Here is a 20,862-nt window from a genome sequence, read left to right on the forward strand (position 1 = left end):
GCTTACCCCTTACGGCGTGCCTGATCTATATGAAAGAGCGCAATTGATGTTGCAACTGAAGCGTTCAAAGACTCAGTTGATGCACTAATTGGAATAGAGATTACAAGATCGCACTTCTCGCGAGTTAAACGTGCAAGGCCTTTACCTTCACTGCCAACAACAATCATGATTGGCTCTGCAGCAATCTTCATTGAAGCAATGGTGTCTTCTGATTCTCCATCTAAACCAACAACAAAGAGGCCCATCTTCTTAGCTGCATCAATAGTGCGAGCAAGATTTGTTACCTGTGCAATTGGCATACGGGCAGCTGCCCCAGCTGATGCCTTCCATGCAGATGCAGTCATTGCAGCAGCGCGGCGCTCAGTCATCAGAACACCTGCTGCGCCAAATGCTGCAGCGCTTCGAACAATGGCACCTAAGTTACGTGGATCTGTAACACCATCGAGTGCAACAACGAGTGCTGGATTTTTAGCACGAGACATGATTTCTTCAAATGATGAGTACTGGTAAGGCTTAATAGCAAGAACAATTCCCTGGCTATTAGGTGAGATTCCTTCAACTTCTGCGCGGTGTGCTTCGCGAATTGGTAGACCTAAGTGAAGTGCTAACTTTAATGATTCAGCAACACGATCATCAACATCAATGCTGCGAGCAACTAATAATTCTGTTGCTGGAACTGCCTCACGTAATGCTTCTAGTACTGCGTTACGACCTGCAACGATTTCACCTCTTGGACGATCACCACGTAGTGCACGAGAAGGTGCAGAACGAGTCATCGTTGTTGCGCGCGGAGAAGTTGAACGCGTAGAAGGAGAACGAGTTGCCTTTTTCTCAGCAGCTTTCTTGCGCTTTGCAGCTGCGTGATAAGGACGATCTTCAGCTTTAGGAGTTGGGCCTTTGCCAGTTAAACGCTTCTTATTCTTTCCACCAGTACCTGCAGATGGACCCTTTTTTGATTGGCGAATTGCGCCTTTGCGTGATGAATTGCCGGCCATGGTTAACTCTTTTCTCCCATTGACCAACGCGGCCCTTGTGCTGTGTCCTCAATTGTAATTCCTAAAGCGAGTAGTCCATCACGGATGGCATCTGATGCAGCGAAATCCTTACGCTCACGTGCAGCTGCCCTCTCTTTCAATGCCAACTGAATAACTCCATCTAGTGCTGCGCTGACATTTCCTGATGCGCTTTGTGGGTAATTAGTATCAAAGGGATCACAGCCCAGAATCTGCAAAGCACCGCGGATTTCATTGGCATTCTTTGCAATTGCCTTTTTATCACCATCAGTAATTGCTTGGTTTCCAAGACGTAGGTTCTCAGAGATTGAAGCCAATCCTGCTGGCACAGCTAAATCATCATTCATTGCCGCGCAAAAGGCATCGGTAATTGTTGGCTCTGGCTCTGTGCCAAGAAGTTCAACTGAGCGAGTTAAGAAGTTTTCAATACGACGAAATGCCACAGCTGATTCATCGAGGGCTGCCTCTGAGTACTCCAGCATTGAGCGATAGTGCGCACTACCTAAATACCAACGTAGTTCAATTCCACGAACACGCTGCAAGATAGTTTCAACTTGCAAAGTGTTTCCAAGAGATTTACTCATCTTTTCACCGGCTTGTGTAACCCAGGCGTTATGTAACCAACGGTTAGCAAATTTATATCCAGCTGCCTCTGATTGTGCAATCTCATTTTCATGGTGAGGGAAAACTAAATCTAAGCCGCCGCCATGAATATCAAATGCCTCACCAAGATAGGCGTGCGCCATTGCAGAACATTCCAAGTGCCAGCCAGGACGACCTGCTCCCCATGGTGTTGGCCATGATGGATCTCCAGGCTTTGCAGCTTTCCATAGTGCGAAATCGCGTGGATCTTTCTTATATGTTTCATCAGCATCTGCAGCTGGTTGTAGATCATCAAGCTTTTGACCTGAAAGAGTTAAATAGCGCTTCAACTTGCGCACCTCTAAATACACATCACCATTACCTGGGGCATAGGCAGCGCCATTAGCAATAAGTTTTTCCATCAATTCGATCATCTGAGTGATGTGGCCAGTTGCCCGTGGTTCATAGGTAGGTGGCAAAACATTTAAGGAGGCAAAGGCTTGCGTAAAGATGCGCTCATACTTCATGGCAACTGCCCACCATGGTGATTTCTCGTGAACAGCTTTGTGCAAAATCTTGTCATCAATATCTGTGACGTTTCTAATGAAAGTAACGTCATAGCCAGACCAGGTAAGCCAGCGGCGCAAAATATCAAAGTTAACTGCGCTTCGAACATGGCCAATATGTGGATGTGATTGAACCGTTGCACCGCACACATACATAGAGACTTGACCCGGGATCAGTGGCTTAAAAACGCCCACTTCACGGGTTGCTGTGTCATAGAGATTGAGTGCGGACATTTGCTAATTCTACTGCTTAGAAACCAGAGCAGTTGCAATGGCTGCGATGCCTTTGCCTTCACCAGTTAAGCCCATGCCATCAGTTGTCGTTGCAGAGACTGAAACCTGCACGCCACCCAGAGCAGATGAAATCGCTGCAATTGCTTCAGCTCGGCGCTTACCGATCTTTGGACGATTACCAATGATCTGCACACTCACATTAGAAATAGCAAAGCCTTCTTTTTTCACTAGCGCTGCGCACTCTTGCATTAATCGCGTTCCAGAAGCACCTGCATACTCAGGGCGATCAGTTCCAAAATTACTTCCTAAATCTCCTAAACCAGTTGCAGCAAAGAGGGCATCACAAATTGCATGGGCAGCAACATCGCCATCAGAGTGTCCTTCAACGCCTTGCTCATCTGGCCAGTGCAAACCAGCCAGCCACATATCTCTTCCCTCACCAAATGCATGTGCATCAGTTCCAATACCGCTGCGAATCTCTTTGCCTAAACCTAAGTGTGAAAGGGCGGTGTTTAAATCAGCAGGAGTAGTGATTTTTGTTGCTCGCTCTTCACCTCTAATTACTTTTACTTTTCCGCCAGCTGCTTCAATGAGTGCGGCATCATCTGTTGCCTCACTTGCAGATGCGTGTGCATCACGAAGAGCTGAAGTTTTAAAACCTTGTGGAGTTTGAATGCTCACCAGCGTTGCGCGATCAGGAGTTGAAACAACAAAGCCATCGCTATCAGTTACTTTGATTGTGTCCACAACAGCCAAGGCTGGAACCACTGCCACTTCACCGTTCTGGAGTTGGGCAATAACACGGGTTGCTAAATCAGTACTAGCTAGTGCTCTGGCAGCATCGTGAACTAAAACGTAATCACCAGTTGCAACGGCCAGGCCGTTTCTGACACTGGCAGAGCGTGTGGCACCACCTGTAACAACAACAATGCCATCACCGAGTAGTTCACTGATTTGTTTTTCAAAGCCGATAGGGGTGGTGACAATGATTTGATCAGCAACAGGGGCTAAGGATGAAACAGCATGTTCAAGCAGAGTGCGATCTGCTAATTGGATAAGAGCTTTAGGAATGCCTGCGCCAAATCTTTCACCACTGCCAGCGGCAGCGATGATGGCGCTAATAGACATTGTTAGGAAGCGAGAACCTCGTCAAGGATTACTGCAGCCTTTTCTTCATCAGTGCGCTCTGCAAGAGCTAGCTCTGAGATAAGGATCTGCTTCGCCTTGGCGAGCATGCGCTTTTCACCAGCTGATAGACCACGGTCTAAGTCGCGGCGATACAAATCGCGAACAACTTCAGCAACCTTAATAACATCACCTGAGGCGAGCTTTTCTAGGTTTGCCTTGTAACGACGTGACCAGTTAGTTGGCTCTTCTGTGTATGGCTGGCGCAACACGTTAAATACACGGTCTAGGCCAGCAGAATCAACGACATCGCGAACGCCGACAAGATCCACATTTTCTGCAGGAACTCGAACGGTTAAATCGCCTTGAGCAACTTTTAACACTAGGTAGGTCTTTTCCTCACCCTTGATCACGCGAGTTTCAATAGCTTCGATTAATGCAGCCCCGTGATGAGGATAAACAACGGTTTCGCCGACCTTAAATGTCATGTGATGCCCTTCGCTAGAGGGTCAATTCTACCAGCAATATCGCAATGAGAAAACCTGGCTATAACCAGCGTGAAACACTGCTTATATGATGTGAGACAATTGCGCCTATGCGCCGCGTACTAATTGCATTCTTCATTGCAACATTAACCGTCTCACTCAGTGGATGTGGCGCCGGATTAAACGCTGAAACTCGAAATCTCAAGCAAGTTACTGATGGTGTTGAGGCAACAGTAAATACTGACGGTAACAATATTAAGGTAGTTAATCTCCTCGTCGTTGAAACTGCCGAAGGCGCTGGCGTATTAGTGGGAACTCTCGTTAATTCTTTAGATCAAGAAGATGCACTGCTCGGTGTGGCAATCAATGGTCAGATAGCAAGTCTTACTGGAAGCAATGTTTTAGCTAAAAACAAACCAGTTATCTTTGAAGGCCCAAGTGCCAACATTAAGGCTGTTGTGCCAGTACTTGGTGCTAAAGCTGGTCAAAGAGTGCAAGTAACAATGTTCTTTGCCCGTGCCGGTGAAGTGACAGTGCAAGCAATTATTCGTGACCAGCGAGATGACTACGCTGGCATCACTGCTTAAAAACTTACTTCTTTCCCTGGTTAGCAACTGCAGCAATAGCCTCTTTAGCTGCCTCAGGATCTAAATACTCTCCGCCCTTAACAGTTGGTGTTAGATCAGCATTGAGTGTGTATAGGAGTGGAATTCCAGTTGGGATATTTAATCCAGCAATATCAGCATCGCTAATTCCATCGAGGTGCTTAACCAATGCGCGCAGTGAGTTTCCATGGGCAGTCACAAGCACTCGCTTGCCGGCCTTAAGGTCCGGAACAATTGATTCATGCCAGTACGGCAACATGCGCTCAATGACATCTTTAAGGCACTCAGTCTTAGGGGCGCTGATGTCGGCATAGCGCGCATCTTTAGCCTGTGAAAACTCATCATTGTCATCAATAGCAGGTGGTGGCACATCAAAAGAGCGGCGCCATAGCTGGAACTGTTCTTCGCCATATTGAGCAAGAGTCTGGGCTTTATCTTTTCCTTGAAGGGCCCCGTAGTGACGCTCGTTTAATCTCCATGAGCGCTTAACTGGAATCCAGTGACGATCACATGCATCTAAGGCTAACTGAGATGTGTGAATAGCACGGCGTAGTAATGATGTGTGAAGAAGATCTGGAAGTAATCCTCGCTCAGCCAATAGCCCACCACCACGGCGCGCTTCATCTTCACCCTTTGCAGAAAGGCGCACATCGACCCAACCTGTAAAGAGATTCTTGGCATTCCACTCTGATTCTCCGTGGCGCAAAAGGATTAGTTCGTAGCTGCTCATAGCCTCATCCTAAACCAAATGTTTGAAAGCATCTAAATTGGCCAGTGACTCCCCGCGTGAAACGCGCCAAGCCCACTCACGGCGAATTGCATTAGCAAATCCAAGTTCAATAAGTGGATTAAAGGATGAATCAGAGATTTGAAGCACTGATCCCACTAAACGATCAATCTCACGATCAGTAACAGCTGATAGCGGCAAGCGCCCCACAAGGAAAATATCTCGCACTTCATTGATAGCAAAAGCAATTCCATAGAGGGATGCATTCTTTGCCATGCACCATGCATGCACCGCCGCCTCATTGTCATCAGGCTTTCGGATAACGAAGGCGTTAATACTTAAAGAATGATCACCAACTATGAGTGCAAGGTGAGTTTGTAATTTCTTCTCCCCTGGCAATGTAACCAGGAAAGTATGTGCATCTTTGCGCTCAAACTCTAAATCATGAGAATCAAGGAACTCTTCAATAGTAAAACGTGGGTCGATCGCAGCCATTTACTCTCCTGCGATTTTGCGCGCTGCGTTATTTTCAGTAATAACAAGGTCATAAATATCTAGCGTGCCACGGGCCGTTGTGTCCCAACCAAAGTGGGATGCATGCTCAATGGCACCCATTGATAAAAGCACGCGGCGCTGTGGTTCAAGTAAAAGACGCGCAATAACTGAAGACCAGGCCTTTGCATCATGGCCATCAACTAGAACACCAGAAATACCATCGGCCACTGCGGTGCGAAGGCCGCCAACAGCTGTTGCAACTACTGGTGTGCCACAGGCCTGTGCTTCAAGTGCAACTAAACCAAAGCTTTCTGAATAACTAGGAACGCATACTAAATCTGCTGCGCGATACCACTGTGGCAGATCAGCACGTTGTGTGGGAGGCATGAACCTCACAACATCATCTATTCCAAGCCATGTAGTTAACTCCTGCAAACGCTCTACTTCTTCAGTATTAGCACCCGAAGCTCCGCCAATAATGTTGATAACTAACTTGGGGCGAAGATGTGGTGAGTGCTTAACAAGTTCAGATGTTGCACGGATCAAAACTTCAGGACCCTTATGTGGCTGAATGCGACCCACAAAGCTCACAACTAAAGCATCTGCATCTATTCCAACAAACTCACGGGCTCCTACTTTTCCTTCTCCTGGGGTGAATGTGTAGAGATCAACACCCGGTGTAACAACATGGACGATATCTGGACAGGCATCATAGAGTGAAACAAGGCTGGCAGCTTCAGCATCAGTGTTAGCAACCAGGGCCTGTGCTGCAGCAACCACTTGAGTCTCACCCTGCACGCGAATCATTGGCTCTGGGCTTTCACCTTCAGCTAAGTTCAAATTCTTCACTCGTGCCATTGTGTGCATGGTGTGAACAAGTGGAATACCTAGCTCTTTAGATGCAGCCATAGCTACTTTGCCAGAGATCCAGTAATGAGAATGGATAACGTCGTAGTTTTCTTCTTTAAGAATACGTAAGAACTCTTTAGATAAACCATTGATGTGGGCAGGTAGTTCTTCTTTAGTTAACGCCCCGTGACCACAGGCAAAGTGTCGAACGCGCACACCTTTAGAGATTTCAACAATCTCTGCTTGATCAGGATTAGTTCTGCGAGTGAAGATATCTACTTCCACACCCATGGCAGCCATGCGCTGGGCAGCTTCAACAACATAGATGTTCATGCCACCAGCATCACCAATACCTGGTTGATCCAGAGGTGATGTGTGCACCATCAAGGTTGCAATGCGCCCGTTCATGCTTTAAGGGTACGGGCAATTAGAAGGTTGCGCGAATGCTCCCCACGCTCTTGCCTCCACCGTATGTACTTTCTTCGACCTCGCCCGCTTCCACGCCAAGAATCTTTAGCGCAGCTGCAGTAACTGCAGGCAATGCCCGCGAAGTTCCATCACTGATCTTGATGGCTAATGTGCGCCCATCTGGCATTGATGCAACATTGAAACCTTCTGCGCCATCTTTCATAAACAGACCTTCAATGTTTTGCATCATTCTCGTTGCAAGACGACCTTGACCTGAAACCATTTCTGGAAACTCTCTACAAGCTGCCGCAACGCTTTGGTGCACAGGATCAGTTGAAATAGTTAATTGACGAACTGCTCTTGCTAAACCAAGCAGAGAAAACATAAATAGCGGAGCCCCACAACCATCAACGGTGGTGTTACTAATTCTTTCACCACTCATCATCTCTACTTCTTTAGCAATAGCTAATTGCAGTGGATGCTCTGGGCTCAAATAAGAATCAATAGGCCAACCATTGATATGACACGTCAGAATCATTCCTGAATGCTTACCGCTGCAGTTCATGGCAAGTCGTGTGGGCTGCGCCGTTCTGCGCAGCTCTTCATCTAATGGTCTATCCATCACACATTGCAGTGAATGCTCATCTAAATCAGCCTTTGCCAATATGGCGAGCGCTCCGCTTTGGTGCATCTGTGTGCCAGCATGGGAAGCGCACACCAGAGCCAATAAACGTGGTTCTAAATCAAGGCCTGCGCGCACCATCGCTGATGCTTGAATAGATTTAAGTGAAGAGCGTGAATACATAGGCAGAGTTGGATCGCCTTTTTGAAAAGCGATTGAGCCATCAGCATTTAAAACAACAACGTGGCCTGCATGAACAGATTCCACTTTCCCGCCTCGTGTTACTTCGGCTAGGACTTCACCTAACATCATTCGGCTGAACGTGGCAGAGATGACCACACATGTGCTTGGAGCTCTTGTCCCTCAGCTGCCATGTCATAGGCATAAAAGAGTTCACCAGCAACAAGACCATAGAGGCGAACACCTGCTGTAACAATCTTGGCAGAAGGCGCGGAATAGCCCTGATCCATTACTAATTGAATCTTGGGACCATCAAAGGTTCCAACCCAACCTTCAGTAATTCCAGTTGAATGTGAAATCAATACCTCTAAAACATTATTAGGTTGCACGCGCCAAAAACCTACTTCAGATGCACCCGGGCGAACTATCTCTCCATCAGCATCTAATATCCATGAGCGAGAGAAGTAATTGAGAAAATTACGTCCATCATGATTAAAGACAACTTCATGGGCAAACTCAAAGCCTTCGATATTTGGATACTCACCACGGCCCTTGCCGCGCCATGTGCCAACTAGCCAGGCAAGTGGATTTAAATCTGGATGCAATCCTTCAGGGATTGTGAAAACCATTTATGGACGTCCTCTAAATTTGGGCGAGCGTCTGGCCTGTGATTGACGTCCGCGAAATGCGTAAAAGATGAGCGCGATACCAAAAGCGATGGCCACTAAGCCAAGGATTACTGAGGTAAGAAGCTCCACGCGCTAAAGCGTAGCGGTTAAACAATAGGTTGCTGCGCTGCTGCAATTCCATCAACGCTTAGCGTGGCATCCAACGGTGTATTTCGCTTCACGATAGCAAGGGCAATAGTGCCCAGTTCATGGTGTCTTGCCACAGTGCCAATAAAACCAACTACAACGCCATCATTTTCAATCTTTGTCCCGGTTGCTGGAAATCCCACATCACTGCCATCGAGGTGGAGCATGGTTAATCTGCGAGGCGGATTACCTAAGTTAAATACCTTGGCCACAGTTTCTTGTCCCCGGTAGCAACCCTTATTCATATGCACAGCGCCATTTAAGACACCGATCTCATTAGGAATTGTTTTGTGATCAGTTTCAAAACCAATACGTGGACGTCCTGCAGCAACGCGCTCGGCATCAAGTGCCCATGTGCCCACTTGTGTAGCCACAGCGTTAAAAGCCTGTGCCATCTGCGCAACTTCTGCTCTTGGCACTAATGCAAAAGGTCCACCAATATCTGTTGTTGCACCTGGTGCGCGAAGAACAGCAAACTCACTTGTTGCATCCCGCACATCTACCTTGAGCATGAATCTCATTTTGCTCAGGTATGCAACCAAAGCCTCTGCATAGCTGGCATCCAGTACAAGAAAAGTGGTTGTTCCATCATCAACTAAGTTGAATTGATACTCAACGTGGCCCTGTGGATCCAAAATCATTGCAGGCTTCCAGATACCAGCCTGAAGATCTGTTAAAAACTGTGTTGTTAAATCATGCAACCACTTCAGGCGATCTTCGCCATCAACTGCAATGACTGAAAGATGTGAAAGATCTGCCCAGGCAGTTCCTGCCTCGATAGCTCTTTGTTCTTTTACTGGTTCACCAAAATGCCAAATTGCGCCTTTATCAGGACCATCTTCAACTAATACCGCACTCATTGACAGTTAGAGCAGGTTCCATAGATTGCAAAGTGTGAAACATCTGTCTTAAAACCATAGTCATCTGAGAGTGCGTTAACAAAAGTAGAAGCAACATCTAATGGTGCATCTCCTACAGCCTCACACTTTCCACACACTAAGTGCAGATGGGTCAGCTCTTCAGCTGCGTGATAAGTAGCACCGCCATGGCCTAGGTGAGTGTGTTGAACTAAACCAACATTTTCTAGAGTTTCTAGGTTGCGATAGACAGTTGAAAGATTAATTCCTGGATGGGTCAGACGTACCTTCTCTGCCACTTCTTCAGGGGTTGAATGCCCAAGTGCGCGCACAGCAGCAAGGACTAGTTCACGTTGTGGTGTTAAACGTAATCCTTTATCGCGCAGTTCGTGCTTATCAGCCATGTGCATACCTTACTTTGTCTTAGATTACTTTGCGCACCTGGGCTTAAAAACCCCCCGGTAACTACGCCCAGGTGCGCCAAAGTATCTTTTTAAAGGCTTAACGCTAGAGACGTTAAGAGGCTTGTGGTTTTCTTGCGCGCAGGAGCAACAAATACATCTCGCAACCTAGGCAGAAGTTAAATGCAGCGTTAAGGAAGGCTGCTGCAAGTGCAAATGAAACGGCAACTACAAAGAGTCCAGAGATTCCGCTAATTGATCCAGCGATTGCAACGAGTGCAAATATCAGGCCAACACTTTGTGCAAACTGCGGTGGGCGCACATCTTCGGTAATGACTGCGCTCTTTAAACGTGGCTTAACAATGTTTTTGAAGATCAGCGCATAGGGAGTGAACTGTGGACCACGAAAGGCACCGATTGCAAAAACAATTGCCTGCGCAACGATAACCCAGAGGTTAGAAGTTGCTAGGGCGGTCGCTAAAACTGCCGTTGTAATCACTGCGCCAAAACGTGGTCCACGAGCATCAATCACCGTGGATTGCTTAATCTGAGTTTCTTGTGTCATTTCTTATCTCCTTGGTAGACGAATAGTTAATTGTTTAAATGAAAAACAATTACATTCGGCACAAAGAACCAGCCAGGCGACCGTAATCAACGACACGGCGCTTGGTGAAGAAGCTGGCTAATGACATAGTGCAAATAGTAAAGAAGGTAGTTCACTAACGCGAGTTGCGAGTTATTTGCACAAACTATCTAATGGCAGCAAGGGCATTAAGGACTTGTTCACGCTTAGGTGCACCCACAGCCCGCCCCACTTCATTGCCCTTGGAATCAAGGATCAGGGTAGTTGGCGTGCTCAAAATGTTTAATTGACGCACTAGCTCTAAATGATCTTCTGCATCTATATCTATGTGAACAACATCGTCTAGATCTTCAACAACGTTTTCTAGTAGCGCTCTGGTTGCCCGGCATGGTGTGCAAAAGGCTGAAGAGAACTGAACCAGGCTGGCTCTTGAGCCAAGGGGTGCGCCAATCATCTGGGGAGTAATCACACCGGCCCGCTCTTTAGCCTTTACTACGCCCCTTGAGCGCTGATACCAAAAGCCATATGCGCTAGCTAGCGCCAGCACAATAAGGATTGGAAGCAACGATTTCACGAGGGTAGTCTGTACCAATGGCCAAGGTTCTGCTACTTACGAACACTCATGGTGCTAGTGCTGAAGTTTTACCGGCACTTGGTTTGCTCCAGCACAGCGTTCGCATTTTGCCCGCAGAAGCATCTGTTCTAGTAGATGCACCAGAAGTAGATGTTCTCCTCATCGATGCTCGCCGTGAACTACCGGCTGCAAAATCTTTGACCAAGCTCATCACAACAACTGGAATTGGTTGCCCGATCATTGCAATTACTACTGAAGGTGGTCTTTCTGCATTTAATGCAGACTGGGGCATTAGCGATGTCATGCTCGACACTGCTGGACCTGCAGAAGTAGATGCTCGCATCCGTATTGTTTTAGGCAAGCAAGCTGCCTCTGATCTTCACAACGACCCACACAGCGGTGAGATTAGAAGCGGTGATGTTTCAATTGATGAATCCACATACACCGCCCGCCTTAAGGGTGAAGTTCTTGATCTAACTTTTAAAGAGTTTGAACTACTCAAATACTTAGCTCAGCACCCAGGCCGAGTCTTTACACGCGCTCAACTTTTGCAAGAGATCTGGGGCTATGACTACTTCGGTGGCACACGCACCGTTGACGTTCACATCCGTCGCCTTCGCTCAAAGCTAGGTCCTGAGTTTGAAGCAATCATTGGAACCGTTAGAAATGTGGGATATCGCTTCACTGTCGATGCATAAACTATGCGTCATATTCTAAAACTCCATCGCGATCTCACCAGCGATTCACTTCCGCAACGCACACACGACTACACCATCGAAACATTCAACACCGCTACCCATAAACAACAATGGCTAGATTTAAACAATCACATCTTTGCCCACCACCCAGATCAAGGTAATTGGGCAATGGCAGATCTAGATAACAGAATTAAAGAGGACTGGTTTGATCCCCAAGGTTTCTTTCTTGCAACCGAAAAAGGAGTAATTGAAGGCTTTGTCTGGACCAAGATTCACCAAGATCTAGTTAATCAAGATCCAGTCGGTGAGCTCTATGTTGTTGGCACAGCCCCTGCCCACCACGGCCGCGGCATAGCACGAGCACTCTCGGTTGAGGCTATTAACTACTTTGTTACTAAGGGTTTAAAGCATGCGATGTTATATGTCGATGCTGATAATGAAAAAGGATTAAAGCTCTATCAATCGTTAGGGTTTAACTAAAGTCACTCTGAGTAATTATGTTTTCCACTACTATTTCCCCAAAGCCCAAGAGAGATCCCTAGCGAAAGCTATATCGCTTGGGCCTTCTTCTTTTCATGTACAAGAAAAAAGGAGCCAGGGGAACTGGCTCCTTTTTTACTTTCTCAACTCTTTTTAAGGACGAGCTGGTTTCACTGGCTTGGCAGGAATTCCTGCTCTAGCAGTTGCCACCGCGGCTTTCAAAGCATCGCGTGCAGCTTTCTTAGCTTCAGGTGTTGTTGCGCCAGAACGTGCAGCTTCAAAGGTAGCTCTTGCGGATTCAATCGCTGGCTTTGCAGTTGCAACTGCAGCTTGACGTGCTGTTTGTGCAGATTTAAATGCTGCGCGAGCTGCATCGAATGCTGCTTTTTGTTCTGGTGTTAATGCCACTTTCTTCACTACTGGTGTAGTTGGTTCAGCAGCTTGTGCCCCCGAGACACCCACAAGTGCAAAGAGTCCTGCAGTAGTTGCCACTGCAACAATGCGCTTTAACTTGATCATGAAATCCCCTCATCTCTTCCACAACCTCTTGCGGATAAGTGAAAAATAGAACAAAACTCTGTGGTCAAGCTCTGGCACTCTTGTGAGTTGTTTGTGAAAAAACCTACGCAGTAAGCTCTTTTAAGCCTGCAATGAGGCGATCCACATCATCCCTCGTTGAGTATGGCGCTAAGCCTGCGCGCAGCGCGCCAGCATCACCTAAGCCAAGTGCTCTTGAGACCTCTAGGGCATAGAAGTTAGAGGCAGGAAGAGTGATGCTTTTTTGCGCCATAGCTTTATAGATATCAACGCTGTCATGGCCTGCAAAAGAGAAATAGATTGTTGGTGTGCGGTGCTTTGCTTTTCCATACAAAGTTACTCCGGATAATGATGCAACAGAGCTCTCTAGATACTCCAGAAGTTCATCTTCATATTTTTCTAGCGCGTTCATAGAGTTAACGATCTTCTCGCGTCTAGTAACACCATTACCTGGTGCCATCTCGGCAATAAAGTTCACTGCTGCAATACATCCAGCCATGAGCTCATAGGGCAATGTGCCGAACTCAAAGCGCTCTGGGACGATATTGGTTGCAGGCAATAACTTGTCATTAGACAGAGTCTCTAGAAGTGCTGGAGAGGCTGCTAGGGCCGCACAGTGTGGTCCCATTAACTTATAGAAAGAGAAACCAAAGAAATCTGCGCCAATATCTTTAACACTAATTGCTGCATGTGGTGTTAAGTGCACGCCATCAACATAGAACAGCGCTCCCACCTTGTGCACAGCAGCCCCAATAGCCTTTAAATCAGGTCTAGTACCAATGGTGTTACCAGCACCTGTTATTGCAACAAGCTTTGTCTTAGACGATAAAACCGCTTCGACTGCGCCCACGCTAATCTCAGTTGTCTTGGTATCTAGCTCTGCCCAACGAATCGTTGCCCCAACAGCCTCTGCTGCTTGAATCCATGGACGAACATTTGAATCATGATCTAGGCGTGAGACAACTACTTCATCCCCTGGTCCCCAGTTCTTCGCCAGTGTGCGAGAGAAGTCATATGTGAGTTGTGTCCATGAGCGTCCATAGACAACACCACGTGGATCAACATCGATGAGATCACCGACTGCTTCTCTAAAGCCCACCACATACTCTTCAGCGTTCTTCTCACTCTCGGTATTGGTATTTCGATTAGAGATCGGCTTAGTAATTGCGTGAGCAATTGCTGCTCCAACGACTAACGGAACTTGAGATCCCCCAGGGCCACAAAAGAATGCAAGGCCGGTGTTAAGTGAAGGAAAGTGGGAGCGGATCTTGTGGACGTCGTATGTCATGCGGAGCAGGTTATCAGCAAGGCTCTAATTACTTAAGCCTTCTTTTTATAGCCAGCTGGGCACTTGGGCTTAACACCTGTGACTTTCTTTGTTGTCTTTCCTTTAACGCAGGTAATCGTTGTTTTCTTGGCGGTAGTTGTTGGTTTAGCAACGACAGGTACAGGTGTTGGTGAAGGTGTTTCTGTGACTGTCGGTGTTGGAGTTGGTGTTGCACTCACTGTTGGGGTTGGTGTTGGAGTAGGAGTAGCAACAGCTTCTTTCCATGTGAGCACCGCGCGCTTGAGAATGTAATTGCGATTAACAATCATGCCTGGTTCAGAAGAAACATAGTAAATACGCCAGGTATTTGTGCCTGTCTCATAACCAGTTGGATCAAGTGCTGATTCACTGCTACCTGAAATAGGAGTGGGATGGACATCCCACGTTAATCCATCTTTTGATGTGGCCATATACAAATACTGTGTTCCAGCACCTGGTCCAGTAGATGTCATCATCACCCAGTCACCATCAACTGCTCGCAAGATATCTGTATCAACATAACCGCCTGTTAATCGAACTCCTGCATCACGCACAAAAGAGCTAGCAGTTGTGTCAGTTGATGTCGCACTGACTATAGATTCAGGCAACCCAGGCTTGCCAGTTGCTTTATCTGAAAGCACCCAATAGACCCGCACGCGTCCATCTGGAAGCAGCACAGCATCTGGAACTCCCCAAGCCTTTTCATTTTGAGAAACACTTGATCCAGCAACGTTTAACTCAGATGTTGTTCCATGAGCCAATGAGCTACCTGTGATGGTTGCAAACATGATTCTTTTCCCACTAGGACCCATTTCAACGAAAAACACTTTGCGTGTTCCATCTTTAAGGGTCACAACTGTTGCATCAGAGCCAAAGCGTGAGGAGAGAGTTTGGCGGGTACAGGTGCCTGCTTCTGTGCAATCAACAACCATGATGGGATCTGGAAGTGCATCAGGGGATGCAAACCACAATCGATCTAAACCTGTACTTGTTTTTTCAACGTAAGGGCTAACGCCTTTGAGATTTAGATTCACGCTCTCAGTTGTAAGAGTCCAAGTTCCACCGCTTATCTGAGCAGTTGCTGGAGAAACTAATACGCCTGCGGACAGGGCATAGGCTGCAATAAGAGCTACGTAGCGCTTCATTGTCCAAGTGTGAAGCAGGGTTAATTAACTCGTCAATAGGTTATTGGACGAGTTCTGCACACATCGCCCTAAAGGCATGCGTATGGGCATCCACATCAGCCTCACTGGTGTCTGGACACATCAGCGCCATGTTATGGAAAGGCGTAATCAAAAAGCCATCATTGAGCATGCGCAAGTGAATGTATTGCTCTAGTTCAAAATCTCCAGCGTTATTAGCATCAGCCCCAGTTACTGGGGCGCTTTTGCCAAACATGTATTCACCACGTGCACCTAAGCGATTACAGGTCCATGGCAAATCAAACTCTTTGATAGCTGCGTCCACACCATCAGACCAGCGTGTGCCAAGTTGGATCATGTGATCAAAGTTCTTTTGAGTAAGAACTTCACTTAAAGTGGCTCTCATAGATGCTAGAGAAAGAGCATTACCGGCCAACGTTCCACCAATGCCACCCGTATCAATGATTTCAAGCTCCACCATGCGCTTAATGTCATCAGCGATTTTGTGAGTCATTCCAAAAGTTCCTGTTGGTATGCCACCTGCAATTGCTTTACCAATAGTTAAAAAGTCTGGCTTTAAGCCACGATCTGCCGTCATTCCACCTGGGCCAACGGAGATCGTATGTGTCTCATCAATAATCAAGATGGTGCCGTATTTCTTAGCTAGCTCTTGCACTGCCTCCAAATAACCTGCTTGTGGCAAAACAATTCCCACATTAGTCATTGCAGGCTCCATCAAGATAGCTGCAACATCCCCGTGAGCTAAAGCTTTTTCCATCCCTGCAATGTCATTGAACTCCACAACCCGAGTTGTTTGATCCAGTGCAACTGGTGCTCCAATGTTTCCTTCTCGGGCAACTGTGTTGCCAAGAGAATCTAGCGTTGCAAAGGTTTCATCTACTGAGCCGTGATAACAACGATCAATAACTACGATCTTTGAACGTCCTGTAATCATGCGGCTATAGCGAATCACGTGGCGGTTAGCATCGGTGGCAGAGACTGTGAACTGCCAGAGCGGTAAAGAAAAGCGCGCAGCAAGCTCGCCTGAGACAATGGCAGCATCTTGTGTTGGCAGCATTGCTGTGATGCCTTTGCCCACTTGTTCACGAATAGCTGCAACTGTTGCATCAGGTGAGTGCCCAGTCATTGATCCTGTATCACCTAAACAAAAATCAATATAGGTATTGCCATCCACATCGCTAAAGCGTGCTCCTTTAGCTTCCTTTACAAAGACTGGATAAGCACCTGGCCACTTAGCCATCCACGACATTGGCACACCGCCAGGCATGTTCTTTTGCCCAGCTTTAAACATCTCTCCTGATTTAGGGTGTAGTGCAAGAAAGCGTGCATCTTCTTTTGCACGCAAAGTAGCTAAACGCTCACGATTAATCATGTTCGTAGTCTATTCAAGTGATTCAAAAACAAATAAAGCTTCGATGTAGTTCTCACCACTAATACCTAGGTTTTGCGCATCAGGGGGCGCTGTCTGAGGCTCTAAACACACACCTTCACTATCTTCTGTGTAAACAACCCACCAAGGTGCATCGCACTCAATAGAAATCCTTGCCACATCTTCCCAAACAACTGCTGGCGTGCCTTTAATGCCAGTAAAGGCATCATCCCAAGGCTGGGGCGTTGGCGCACTTCTCTTTCCTGTTGGTATTCCATCACTGCCACGAATAAGCATCTCTGTGGCTGCAAACTCAATCTCAGCACTGCCCCCACGATCTAAATCTCTAGCAAACCAGGGATGAAAACCCATCCAAGCAGGTAGGCCGCAACCATTAGGTTCATATTCAAGTGACCAACGAATTGCATCATCTAAAACCTCTATAGATTGCTCAACAGTTGCACCGTTATATGGCGCTGGCAGATGAAGCAGTGATCTACCAGGACCAATCTCTTGCCAAGAAGAGATAAGCCCAAACCCATGCAGCGCATGGGGTGGATCAATTGTTGCTGGTAGTTGAAACTCTTGTCCGCTTGCATCTTTAATCAAACCTTCATTAATGCGACCAGCCCACGGCGCCATCGCATACCAACCAGAAGTATGCACTTGTCCTCTAAAGGGCACAGCAAATTCATTATCGCGCCACTTTAGTGAGGTAATACGAGCACCATTGTCATTATCAATCGCAATCTGAAACTCCGCATCATCAATAAACTCCATTTACTTCTCCATTGCATCTACTAATTCGTGCGCTCGTGGAGGTTGTGCGCCAGCACGTGAACAAGTAATACCAGCAGCAATTGCTGCTTTGTGTAACAAAGCATTTAGAACCTGACCCTGCAAACCATGCACGGAATGCTTAATAATGCCCTCCACAACAATTGCGCCAACAGTGTCACCTGCACCCACCGTGTCCACAACGTCCACCTTCACACCATCTACTTCTTCCATGCCGTTGGCTGTGAAGCCAATAAGCCCCTTTGCACCGCGTGTAATAACCACGCAGCTCACTCCCGCTTCAATCCAGCGATGAGCAACAACATCTAAAGATTCACTTGGATAAAGCCATGCAATGTCATCATCACTCACTTTCACAACAGAAGAAATACTGACCCATTTCTCAACAGCAGCAGCGTATTTAGCTCTATCTGCCATAACAGAAGGGCGAATATTGGGATCAAAGACAATCGGTGCAAATTCGCCTACTTTAACTGCCCAATCAAAGAGAACGCTTGCCCCAGGCTCAATGATTGTTACGAGTGTTCCTATGTGTAATACAGAAGGCTTTAAACGCTCAGGATCAGGCAGCCAAGAGGAATTGAAATCAAAAGTAGCGGTGCCATTGATAAGAAACTCATATGAAGCAGAGCCCTTTGAATCTAAAGTAACGGTTGCCGCGCAGGTGGGTTTATCACTTGTAAGAGATAGTCCTAATCCCACACCATCTCTGTTCAATTCCTTTTTTGCACTCACACCGTAGGCATCAGTTGAAATACCGTCAATAAAATCAACTTCGTATCCTAAGCGCGCGAGCGCTTTGGCAGTATTTGCTGGTCCACCGCCGACTACAGGACCTGTTGGCAAAATATCTATTAGTACTTCACCACACACCCAGATGCTCACGGTAGTTCGCCTTTGCGAGCTAAAAACTCAGTGAGTACTTCCACGCCCAACAAGTGATCTTGCACCTGAGGCAAACCACTAATCAACAAAATTCCCATGCAACCAAAACCTGCAACGTTAAGTGGCAGGCCACCGCCGTGAATCGCATGAGTCTCTTCTGGTAATCCTTTAGTGGCATACCAATCAATGCCTTGTTCTTCAGCTAATACTCGCTCAAACATTGTTGAGTTACCTGTTGCTAACACAACGCGCGCTTTGCGCGCGATCCATGAATCATTATCAGGAGAGGATCCTGGAAGGGATGCGTGAAAAACAACCCACTCTTTTAATCGCACTTCAACTGCGATGGGCACAGAGCGCTCAAAGCCAAGATCAAGTGCGATCTCGCCAATTTCTATTGCCTCTTTTTGGGACAGGGAAGGAAGTTCTAAGGTTTTAGCCTCTAGAGCCAACCCTGCACTTGTGAACCCGCCCGTTGTTTCGACCACGCGCTAATTGTGCCTTACTGTGCGTGCATGATCACTATCCCAGAAACCGACCTCGTAGTTCATCCGCTGTGCCTTGGCAGCAACATCTTTGGCTCCAATGCCGATGAAGCCCAGTCCCATGCAGTGATGGATGCCTATAGCGCACATGCCGGTAACTTCATCGACACTGCCGATATGTATAACCAGTGGGTAGAAGGGCATGTGGGTGGTGAATCAGAATCAGTTATTGGATCGTGGATGAAAAAGTGCAACAACCGCCAATCAATGGTTATTGCTACCAAAGTCTCAAAGATGGATAAAAGACCAGGGCTATCTGCAAAGAACATCTTTGCAGCCTGTGAAGAATCTTTAAATCGTCTTCAAACAGATTACATCGATCTTTACTACAGCCACGCAGATGATGAGACTGTTGCGTTGGAAGAAACTCTGGGTGCTTATGCCCAGCTCATCGCGCAAGGCAAAGTCCGCTACATCGCTGCCTCTAACTTCACACCAGCACGCCTGCGTGAATCAATAAAGTTCAGTGAAGATAACAACATCCCCGCATATGTTGCCGTTCAAGATCTCTATAACCTCGTTGATAGAAAAACCTATGAAGGTGAAATGTCACAAGCTGTTTCAGATCTTGGAATCTCCAATATTCCTTTCTATGGCATCGCTAGAGGATTCCTCACAGGCAAATACCGCCCAGGTGTTACTGAAGTTGATTCAAAGCGAGCAGCTGGTGCCCGAGAATATGCAACTGATAAGAACTACGCAGTGCTTACTGTTATGGATGAAGTTGCAAAGAACCACAACGCATCACTGGCAGCCGTTGCACTTGCCTGGCTTCGTGCTCAACCAAGCGTGAGTGTTCCTATTGCATCGGCTAGAACTGTGGAACAGGTGGAAGAGATTATTCAGGTGGTGGAGTTGAGTAAGGAAGAAGTGGAAAAGCTGAATGGGGTTTCTGCTTAGTCACTGGAAGGAATACGCCAGAACCACACAAAAGCACCTAACCAATAAAGACCAGCTAGAACCACACCTGGTGTGCCAAGGGTGGTGCTGTAGAAATAAACAACTAAAGCAATCCCAACAAAGCTAGCCTGCATACCCCACAGGCAAAAAGCAGTGTTTGTTTTGCTAATTCCTTTGCGCATTAAGCGATGGGATAAATGATCTTTGCCGCCAGTAAATGGGGATATGCCACGTCGTATTCGTGAAAAGACAACTATGCACGTGTCCAAAATAGGAACTGCAAGCAAGATAGGCAAAATAGCTAAAGAGTTGATTTGCGGTGAGATTCCGGGATCAAGGCGAATCGTTAAAACAGCAACCAAAACTCCGAGGAAAAGAGCTCCAGCATCACCCATATAAATCTTGGCAGGAGATTTGTTCCATAGTAAGAAGCCCACAGTTGCACCACATGTAACACAAGCTAGGGCAGTGATAAGTTCTTGACCTTGATTAGCTGCAATAAGTGCAATACCAAAAGTTGAAACAGCAACAGTGCCAGCAGCACCGCCATCTAAATTGTCAAAGAAGTTAATTGAGTTGCATATTGCAACTATCCAAATAATGGTTATAACGTTATTGAGTAATTGATTAGCAGATGGCATAGGGTTGAGTTCAGCGTTGAGCATAAAGATTGCCACAAGAATTGCAACTACGGTTTGTGCGATTAATCTAGGCAGGGCTGGTAGGCCTTTGATGTCATCAATTAAACCCATTAAACCTAAAACCGCTGCTGGAAGAAGTGCGTATGTGATTAAAGGAAAGTTTGTTTTTGTGTTATCAGAATAATAAATTGCACCATAGGTAACAATGATGATGCTGAGCGCAATTGCCACTCCACCTAAATATGGAACCGGCTCTTTTTGGGTCTTGCGCTCCATGTTGGGTAGATCCATCACACTGAGTTTGATTGCTAAGGCTCGAACTGGCCAGGTTAAAAGACCGGCGAGCACAAATGCGGATACACCAAGAATCACAAACTGTATTGAGGTAATACTCACGGGGATGAGTATATGACGGGGTT

Annotated in this window: 26 protein-coding genes; 4 read left to right on the plus strand and 22 right to left on the minus strand. The window is 46.8% G+C overall.

What is annotated here, in order from left to right:
• Nucleotides 1–2: 2 nt before the first annotated feature.
• Genes rlmB through A7sIIA15_RS06420 form a run of 4 tightly spaced genes read right to left on the minus strand, consistent with a single transcriptional unit; the run spans nt 3 to nt 4,008 of the window.
• Nucleotides 3–995, minus strand: a complete 993-nt coding sequence (rlmB, locus tag A7sIIA15_RS06405) for a 23S rRNA (guanosine(2251)-2'-O)-methyltransferase RlmB (protein WP_095686306.1) — start codon at nt 993–995, stop codon at nt 3–5.
• Between the two features lie 2 nt (nt 996–997).
• Nucleotides 998–2,395: a cysteine--tRNA ligase gene (cysS, locus tag A7sIIA15_RS06410; protein ID WP_095686307.1), complete on the minus strand. Its 1,398-nt coding sequence runs from the start codon at nt 2,393–2,395 to the stop codon at nt 998–1,000.
• A 9-nt stretch (nt 2,396–2,404) separates the two neighbouring features.
• Entirely contained in the window at nt 2,405–3,523 is a 1,119-nt protein-coding gene (gene ispD / locus A7sIIA15_RS06415) for a 2-C-methyl-D-erythritol 4-phosphate cytidylyltransferase (RefSeq protein WP_095686308.1), read from the minus strand.
• 2 nt (nt 3,524–3,525) lie between these two features.
• Nucleotides 3,526–4,008, minus strand: a complete 483-nt coding sequence (locus tag A7sIIA15_RS06420; RefSeq protein ID WP_018225626.1) for a CarD family transcriptional regulator — start codon at nt 4,006–4,008, stop codon at nt 3,526–3,528.
• Nucleotides 4,009–4,115: 107 nt separating this feature from the next.
• Between A7sIIA15_RS06420 and A7sIIA15_RS06425 the strand changes: the two genes are divergently transcribed.
• Nucleotides 4,116–4,592 (plus strand): hypothetical protein, encoded by a 477-nt coding sequence (locus tag A7sIIA15_RS06425; RefSeq protein WP_095686309.1) that lies wholly within the window; start codon nt 4,116–4,118, stop codon nt 4,590–4,592.
• Nucleotides 4,593–4,596: 4 nt separating this feature from the next.
• Here A7sIIA15_RS06425 and A7sIIA15_RS06430 read toward each other — a convergent pair whose 3' ends face one another.
• The 10 genes from A7sIIA15_RS06430 to A7sIIA15_RS06470 all read right to left on the minus strand — a co-directional run bounded on the left by A7sIIA15_RS06430 (nt 4,597) and on the right by A7sIIA15_RS06470 (nt 11,121).
• Nucleotides 4,597–5,340, minus strand: a complete 744-nt coding sequence (locus A7sIIA15_RS06430; protein ID WP_095686310.1) for a phosphoglyceromutase — start codon at nt 5,338–5,340, stop codon at nt 4,597–4,599.
• 9 nt (nt 5,341–5,349) lie between these two features.
• Nucleotides 5,350–5,832, minus strand: a complete 483-nt coding sequence (locus A7sIIA15_RS06435; RefSeq protein ID WP_095686311.1) for a type III secretion system chaperone family protein — start codon at nt 5,830–5,832, stop codon at nt 5,350–5,352.
• Nucleotides 5,833–7,089, minus strand: coding sequence for a D-inositol-3-phosphate glycosyltransferase (mshA, locus tag A7sIIA15_RS06440; protein WP_223298252.1), 1,257 nt, complete (start codon nt 7,087–7,089; stop codon nt 5,833–5,835). It abuts the gene before it with no gap.
• Between the two features lie 19 nt (nt 7,090–7,108).
• Complete coding sequence (locus A7sIIA15_RS06445) at nt 7,109–8,020, minus strand: asparaginase (RefSeq protein ID WP_095686313.1); 912 nt, start codon at nt 8,018–8,020, stop codon at nt 7,109–7,111.
• On the minus strand, nt 8,020–8,520 hold the full coding sequence (locus A7sIIA15_RS06450; RefSeq protein ID WP_095657969.1) for a heme-binding beta-barrel domain-containing protein: 501 nt from the start codon (nt 8,518–8,520) through the stop codon (nt 8,020–8,022). The genes A7sIIA15_RS06445 and A7sIIA15_RS06450 overlap by 1 nt, the downstream gene beginning before the upstream one ends.
• A complete protein-coding gene (locus tag A7sIIA15_RS07170; protein WP_257789704.1) occupies nt 8,521–8,649 on the minus strand; it encodes a hypothetical protein in 129 nt (42 codons plus the stop codon).
• A 17-nt stretch (nt 8,650–8,666) separates the two neighbouring features.
• Nucleotides 8,667–9,566, minus strand: coding sequence for a CAF17-like 4Fe-4S cluster assembly/insertion protein YgfZ (ygfZ, locus tag A7sIIA15_RS06455; protein WP_095686314.1), 900 nt, complete (start codon nt 9,564–9,566; stop codon nt 8,667–8,669).
• Nucleotides 9,563–9,967, minus strand: coding sequence for a Fur family transcriptional regulator (locus A7sIIA15_RS06460; RefSeq protein ID WP_095657967.1), 405 nt, complete (start codon nt 9,965–9,967; stop codon nt 9,563–9,565). The genes ygfZ and A7sIIA15_RS06460 overlap by 4 nt, the downstream gene beginning before the upstream one ends.
• 112 nt (nt 9,968–10,079) lie before the next feature.
• Nucleotides 10,080–10,529, minus strand: a complete 450-nt coding sequence (locus A7sIIA15_RS06465) for a DUF4395 domain-containing protein (protein WP_095686315.1) — start codon at nt 10,527–10,529, stop codon at nt 10,080–10,082.
• Between the two features lie 184 nt (nt 10,530–10,713).
• Nucleotides 10,714–11,121, minus strand: a complete 408-nt coding sequence (locus tag A7sIIA15_RS06470; protein ID WP_095686316.1) for a thioredoxin family protein — start codon at nt 11,119–11,121, stop codon at nt 10,714–10,716.
• A 17-nt stretch (nt 11,122–11,138) separates the two neighbouring features.
• Between A7sIIA15_RS06470 and A7sIIA15_RS06475 the strand changes: the two genes are divergently transcribed.
• Both A7sIIA15_RS06475 and A7sIIA15_RS06480 read left to right on the plus strand, forming a co-directional pair.
• Nucleotides 11,139–11,819, plus strand: a complete 681-nt coding sequence (locus A7sIIA15_RS06475) for a winged helix-turn-helix transcriptional regulator (protein ID WP_095686317.1) — start codon at nt 11,139–11,141, stop codon at nt 11,817–11,819.
• A 3-nt stretch (nt 11,820–11,822) separates the two neighbouring features.
• Nucleotides 11,823–12,299: a GNAT family N-acetyltransferase gene (locus tag A7sIIA15_RS06480; RefSeq protein ID WP_095686318.1), complete on the plus strand. Its 477-nt coding sequence runs from the start codon at nt 11,823–11,825 to the stop codon at nt 12,297–12,299.
• 153 nt (nt 12,300–12,452) lie between these two features.
• Here the strand turns inward: A7sIIA15_RS06480 and A7sIIA15_RS06485 are convergent, their stop codons facing one another.
• The 7 genes from A7sIIA15_RS06485 to A7sIIA15_RS06515 all read right to left on the minus strand — a co-directional run bounded on the left by A7sIIA15_RS06485 (nt 12,453) and on the right by A7sIIA15_RS06515 (nt 18,845).
• Complete coding sequence (locus A7sIIA15_RS06485) at nt 12,453–12,818, minus strand: hypothetical protein (RefSeq protein WP_095686319.1); 366 nt, start codon at nt 12,816–12,818, stop codon at nt 12,453–12,455.
• 103 nt (nt 12,819–12,921) lie between these two features.
• On the minus strand, nt 12,922–14,124 hold the full coding sequence (locus A7sIIA15_RS06490; protein WP_095686320.1) for a cysteine desulfurase-like protein: 1,203 nt from the start codon (nt 14,122–14,124) through the stop codon (nt 12,922–12,924).
• Nucleotides 14,125–14,156: 32 nt separating this feature from the next.
• Nucleotides 14,157–15,287, minus strand: coding sequence for a glycoside hydrolase family protein (locus A7sIIA15_RS07120; RefSeq protein ID WP_190279130.1), 1,131 nt, complete (start codon nt 15,285–15,287; stop codon nt 14,157–14,159).
• A 40-nt stretch (nt 15,288–15,327) separates the two neighbouring features.
• The gene (locus A7sIIA15_RS06500) at nt 15,328–16,677 is read right to left on the minus strand and encodes a transaminase (protein ID WP_095686321.1); all 1,350 of its coding nucleotides are present in this window, start codon (nt 16,675–16,677) and stop codon (nt 15,328–15,330) included.
• A 9-nt stretch (nt 16,678–16,686) separates the two neighbouring features.
• Nucleotides 16,687–17,454 (minus strand): aldose epimerase family protein, encoded by a 768-nt coding sequence (locus A7sIIA15_RS06505; RefSeq protein ID WP_095686322.1) that lies wholly within the window; start codon nt 17,452–17,454, stop codon nt 16,687–16,689.
• Nucleotides 17,455–18,357 (minus strand): PfkB family carbohydrate kinase, encoded by a 903-nt coding sequence (locus A7sIIA15_RS06510; protein ID WP_095686323.1) that lies wholly within the window; start codon nt 18,355–18,357, stop codon nt 17,455–17,457.
• Nucleotides 18,354–18,845: a heme-degrading domain-containing protein gene (locus A7sIIA15_RS06515; RefSeq protein ID WP_095686324.1), complete on the minus strand. Its 492-nt coding sequence runs from the start codon at nt 18,843–18,845 to the stop codon at nt 18,354–18,356. Before A7sIIA15_RS06515 ends, A7sIIA15_RS06510 begins: the two co-directional genes overlap by 4 nt.
• Nucleotides 18,846–18,872: 27 nt before the next feature.
• Here A7sIIA15_RS06515 and A7sIIA15_RS06520 point away from each other — a divergent pair, with 27 nt between their 5' ends.
• Nucleotides 18,873–19,802 carry an aldo/keto reductase gene (locus tag A7sIIA15_RS06520; RefSeq protein ID WP_095686325.1) on the plus strand — a complete coding sequence of 310 codons (930 nt, stop codon included), beginning with the start codon at nt 18,873–18,875 and terminating at the stop codon, nt 19,800–19,802.
• Here the strand turns inward: A7sIIA15_RS06520 and A7sIIA15_RS06525 are convergent.
• Nucleotides 19,799–20,839, minus strand: a complete 1,041-nt coding sequence (locus A7sIIA15_RS06525; protein WP_223298253.1) for a glycosyltransferase family 4 protein — start codon at nt 20,837–20,839, stop codon at nt 19,799–19,801. The genes A7sIIA15_RS06520 and A7sIIA15_RS06525 overlap by 4 nt on opposite strands.
• Nucleotides 20,840–20,862 lie beyond the last annotated feature (23 nt).

Origin of the sequence: Candidatus Planktophila vernalis (genome assembly GCF_002288185.1) — a bacterium.
Lineage (GTDB): Bacteria > Actinomycetota > Actinomycetes > Nanopelagicales > Nanopelagicaceae > Planktophila > Planktophila vernalis.

Bases quoted from the DNA above. Each gene is read 5' to 3' on its own strand.
- rlmB (WP_095686306.1), bottom strand. From the start codon at position 995: ATGGCCGGCAATTCATCACGCAAAGGCGCAATTCGCCAATCAAAAAAG.
- cysS (WP_095686307.1), bottom strand. From the start codon at position 2,395: ATGTCCGCACTCAATCTCTATGACACAGCAACCCGTGAAGTGGGCGTT.
- ispD (WP_095686308.1), bottom strand. From the start codon at position 3,523: ATGTCTATTAGCGCCATCATCGCTGCCGCTGGCAGTGGTGAAAGATTT.
- A7sIIA15_RS06420 (WP_018225626.1), bottom strand. From the start codon at position 4,008: ATGACATTTAAGGTCGGCGAAACCGTTGTTTATCCTCATCACGGGGCT.
- A7sIIA15_RS06425 (WP_095686309.1), top strand. From the start codon at position 4,116: ATGCGCCGCGTACTAATTGCATTCTTCATTGCAACATTAACCGTCTCA.
- A7sIIA15_RS06430 (WP_095686310.1), bottom strand. From the start codon at position 5,340: ATGAGCAGCTACGAACTAATCCTTTTGCGCCACGGAGAATCAGAGTGG.
- A7sIIA15_RS06435 (WP_095686311.1), bottom strand. From the start codon at position 5,832: ATGGCTGCGATCGACCCACGTTTTACTATTGAAGAGTTCCTTGATTCT.
- mshA (WP_223298252.1), bottom strand. From the start codon at position 7,089: ATGAACGGGCGCATTGCAACCTTGATGGTGCACACATCACCTCTGGAT.
- A7sIIA15_RS06445 (WP_095686313.1), bottom strand. From the start codon at position 8,020: ATGTTAGGTGAAGTCCTAGCCGAAGTAACACGAGGCGGGAAAGTGGAA.
- A7sIIA15_RS06450 (WP_095657969.1), bottom strand. From the start codon at position 8,520: ATGGTTTTCACAATCCCTGAAGGATTGCATCCAGATTTAAATCCACTT.
- ygfZ (WP_095686314.1), bottom strand. From the start codon at position 9,566: ATGAGTGCGGTATTAGTTGAAGATGGTCCTGATAAAGGCGCAATTTGG.
- A7sIIA15_RS06460 (WP_095657967.1), bottom strand. From the start codon at position 9,967: ATGGCTGATAAGCACGAACTGCGCGATAAAGGATTACGTTTAACACCA.
- A7sIIA15_RS06465 (WP_095686315.1), bottom strand. From the start codon at position 10,529: ATGACACAAGAAACTCAGATTAAGCAATCCACGGTGATTGATGCTCGT.
- A7sIIA15_RS06475 (WP_095686317.1), top strand. From the start codon at position 11,139: ATGGCCAAGGTTCTGCTACTTACGAACACTCATGGTGCTAGTGCTGAA.
- A7sIIA15_RS06480 (WP_095686318.1), top strand. From the start codon at position 11,823: ATGCGTCATATTCTAAAACTCCATCGCGATCTCACCAGCGATTCACTT.
- A7sIIA15_RS06485 (WP_095686319.1), bottom strand. From the start codon at position 12,818: ATGATCAAGTTAAAGCGCATTGTTGCAGTGGCAACTACTGCAGGACTC.
- A7sIIA15_RS06490 (WP_095686320.1), bottom strand. From the start codon at position 14,124: ATGACATACGACGTCCACAAGATCCGCTCCCACTTTCCTTCACTTAAC.
- A7sIIA15_RS07120 (WP_190279130.1), bottom strand. From the start codon at position 15,287: ATGAAGCGCTACGTAGCTCTTATTGCAGCCTATGCCCTGTCCGCAGGC.
- A7sIIA15_RS06500 (WP_095686321.1), bottom strand. From the start codon at position 16,677: ATGATTAATCGTGAGCGTTTAGCTACTTTGCGTGCAAAAGAAGATGCA.
- A7sIIA15_RS06505 (WP_095686322.1), bottom strand. From the start codon at position 17,454: ATGGAGTTTATTGATGATGCGGAGTTTCAGATTGCGATTGATAATGAC.
- A7sIIA15_RS06520 (WP_095686325.1), top strand. From the start codon at position 18,873: ATGATCACTATCCCAGAAACCGACCTCGTAGTTCATCCGCTGTGCCTT.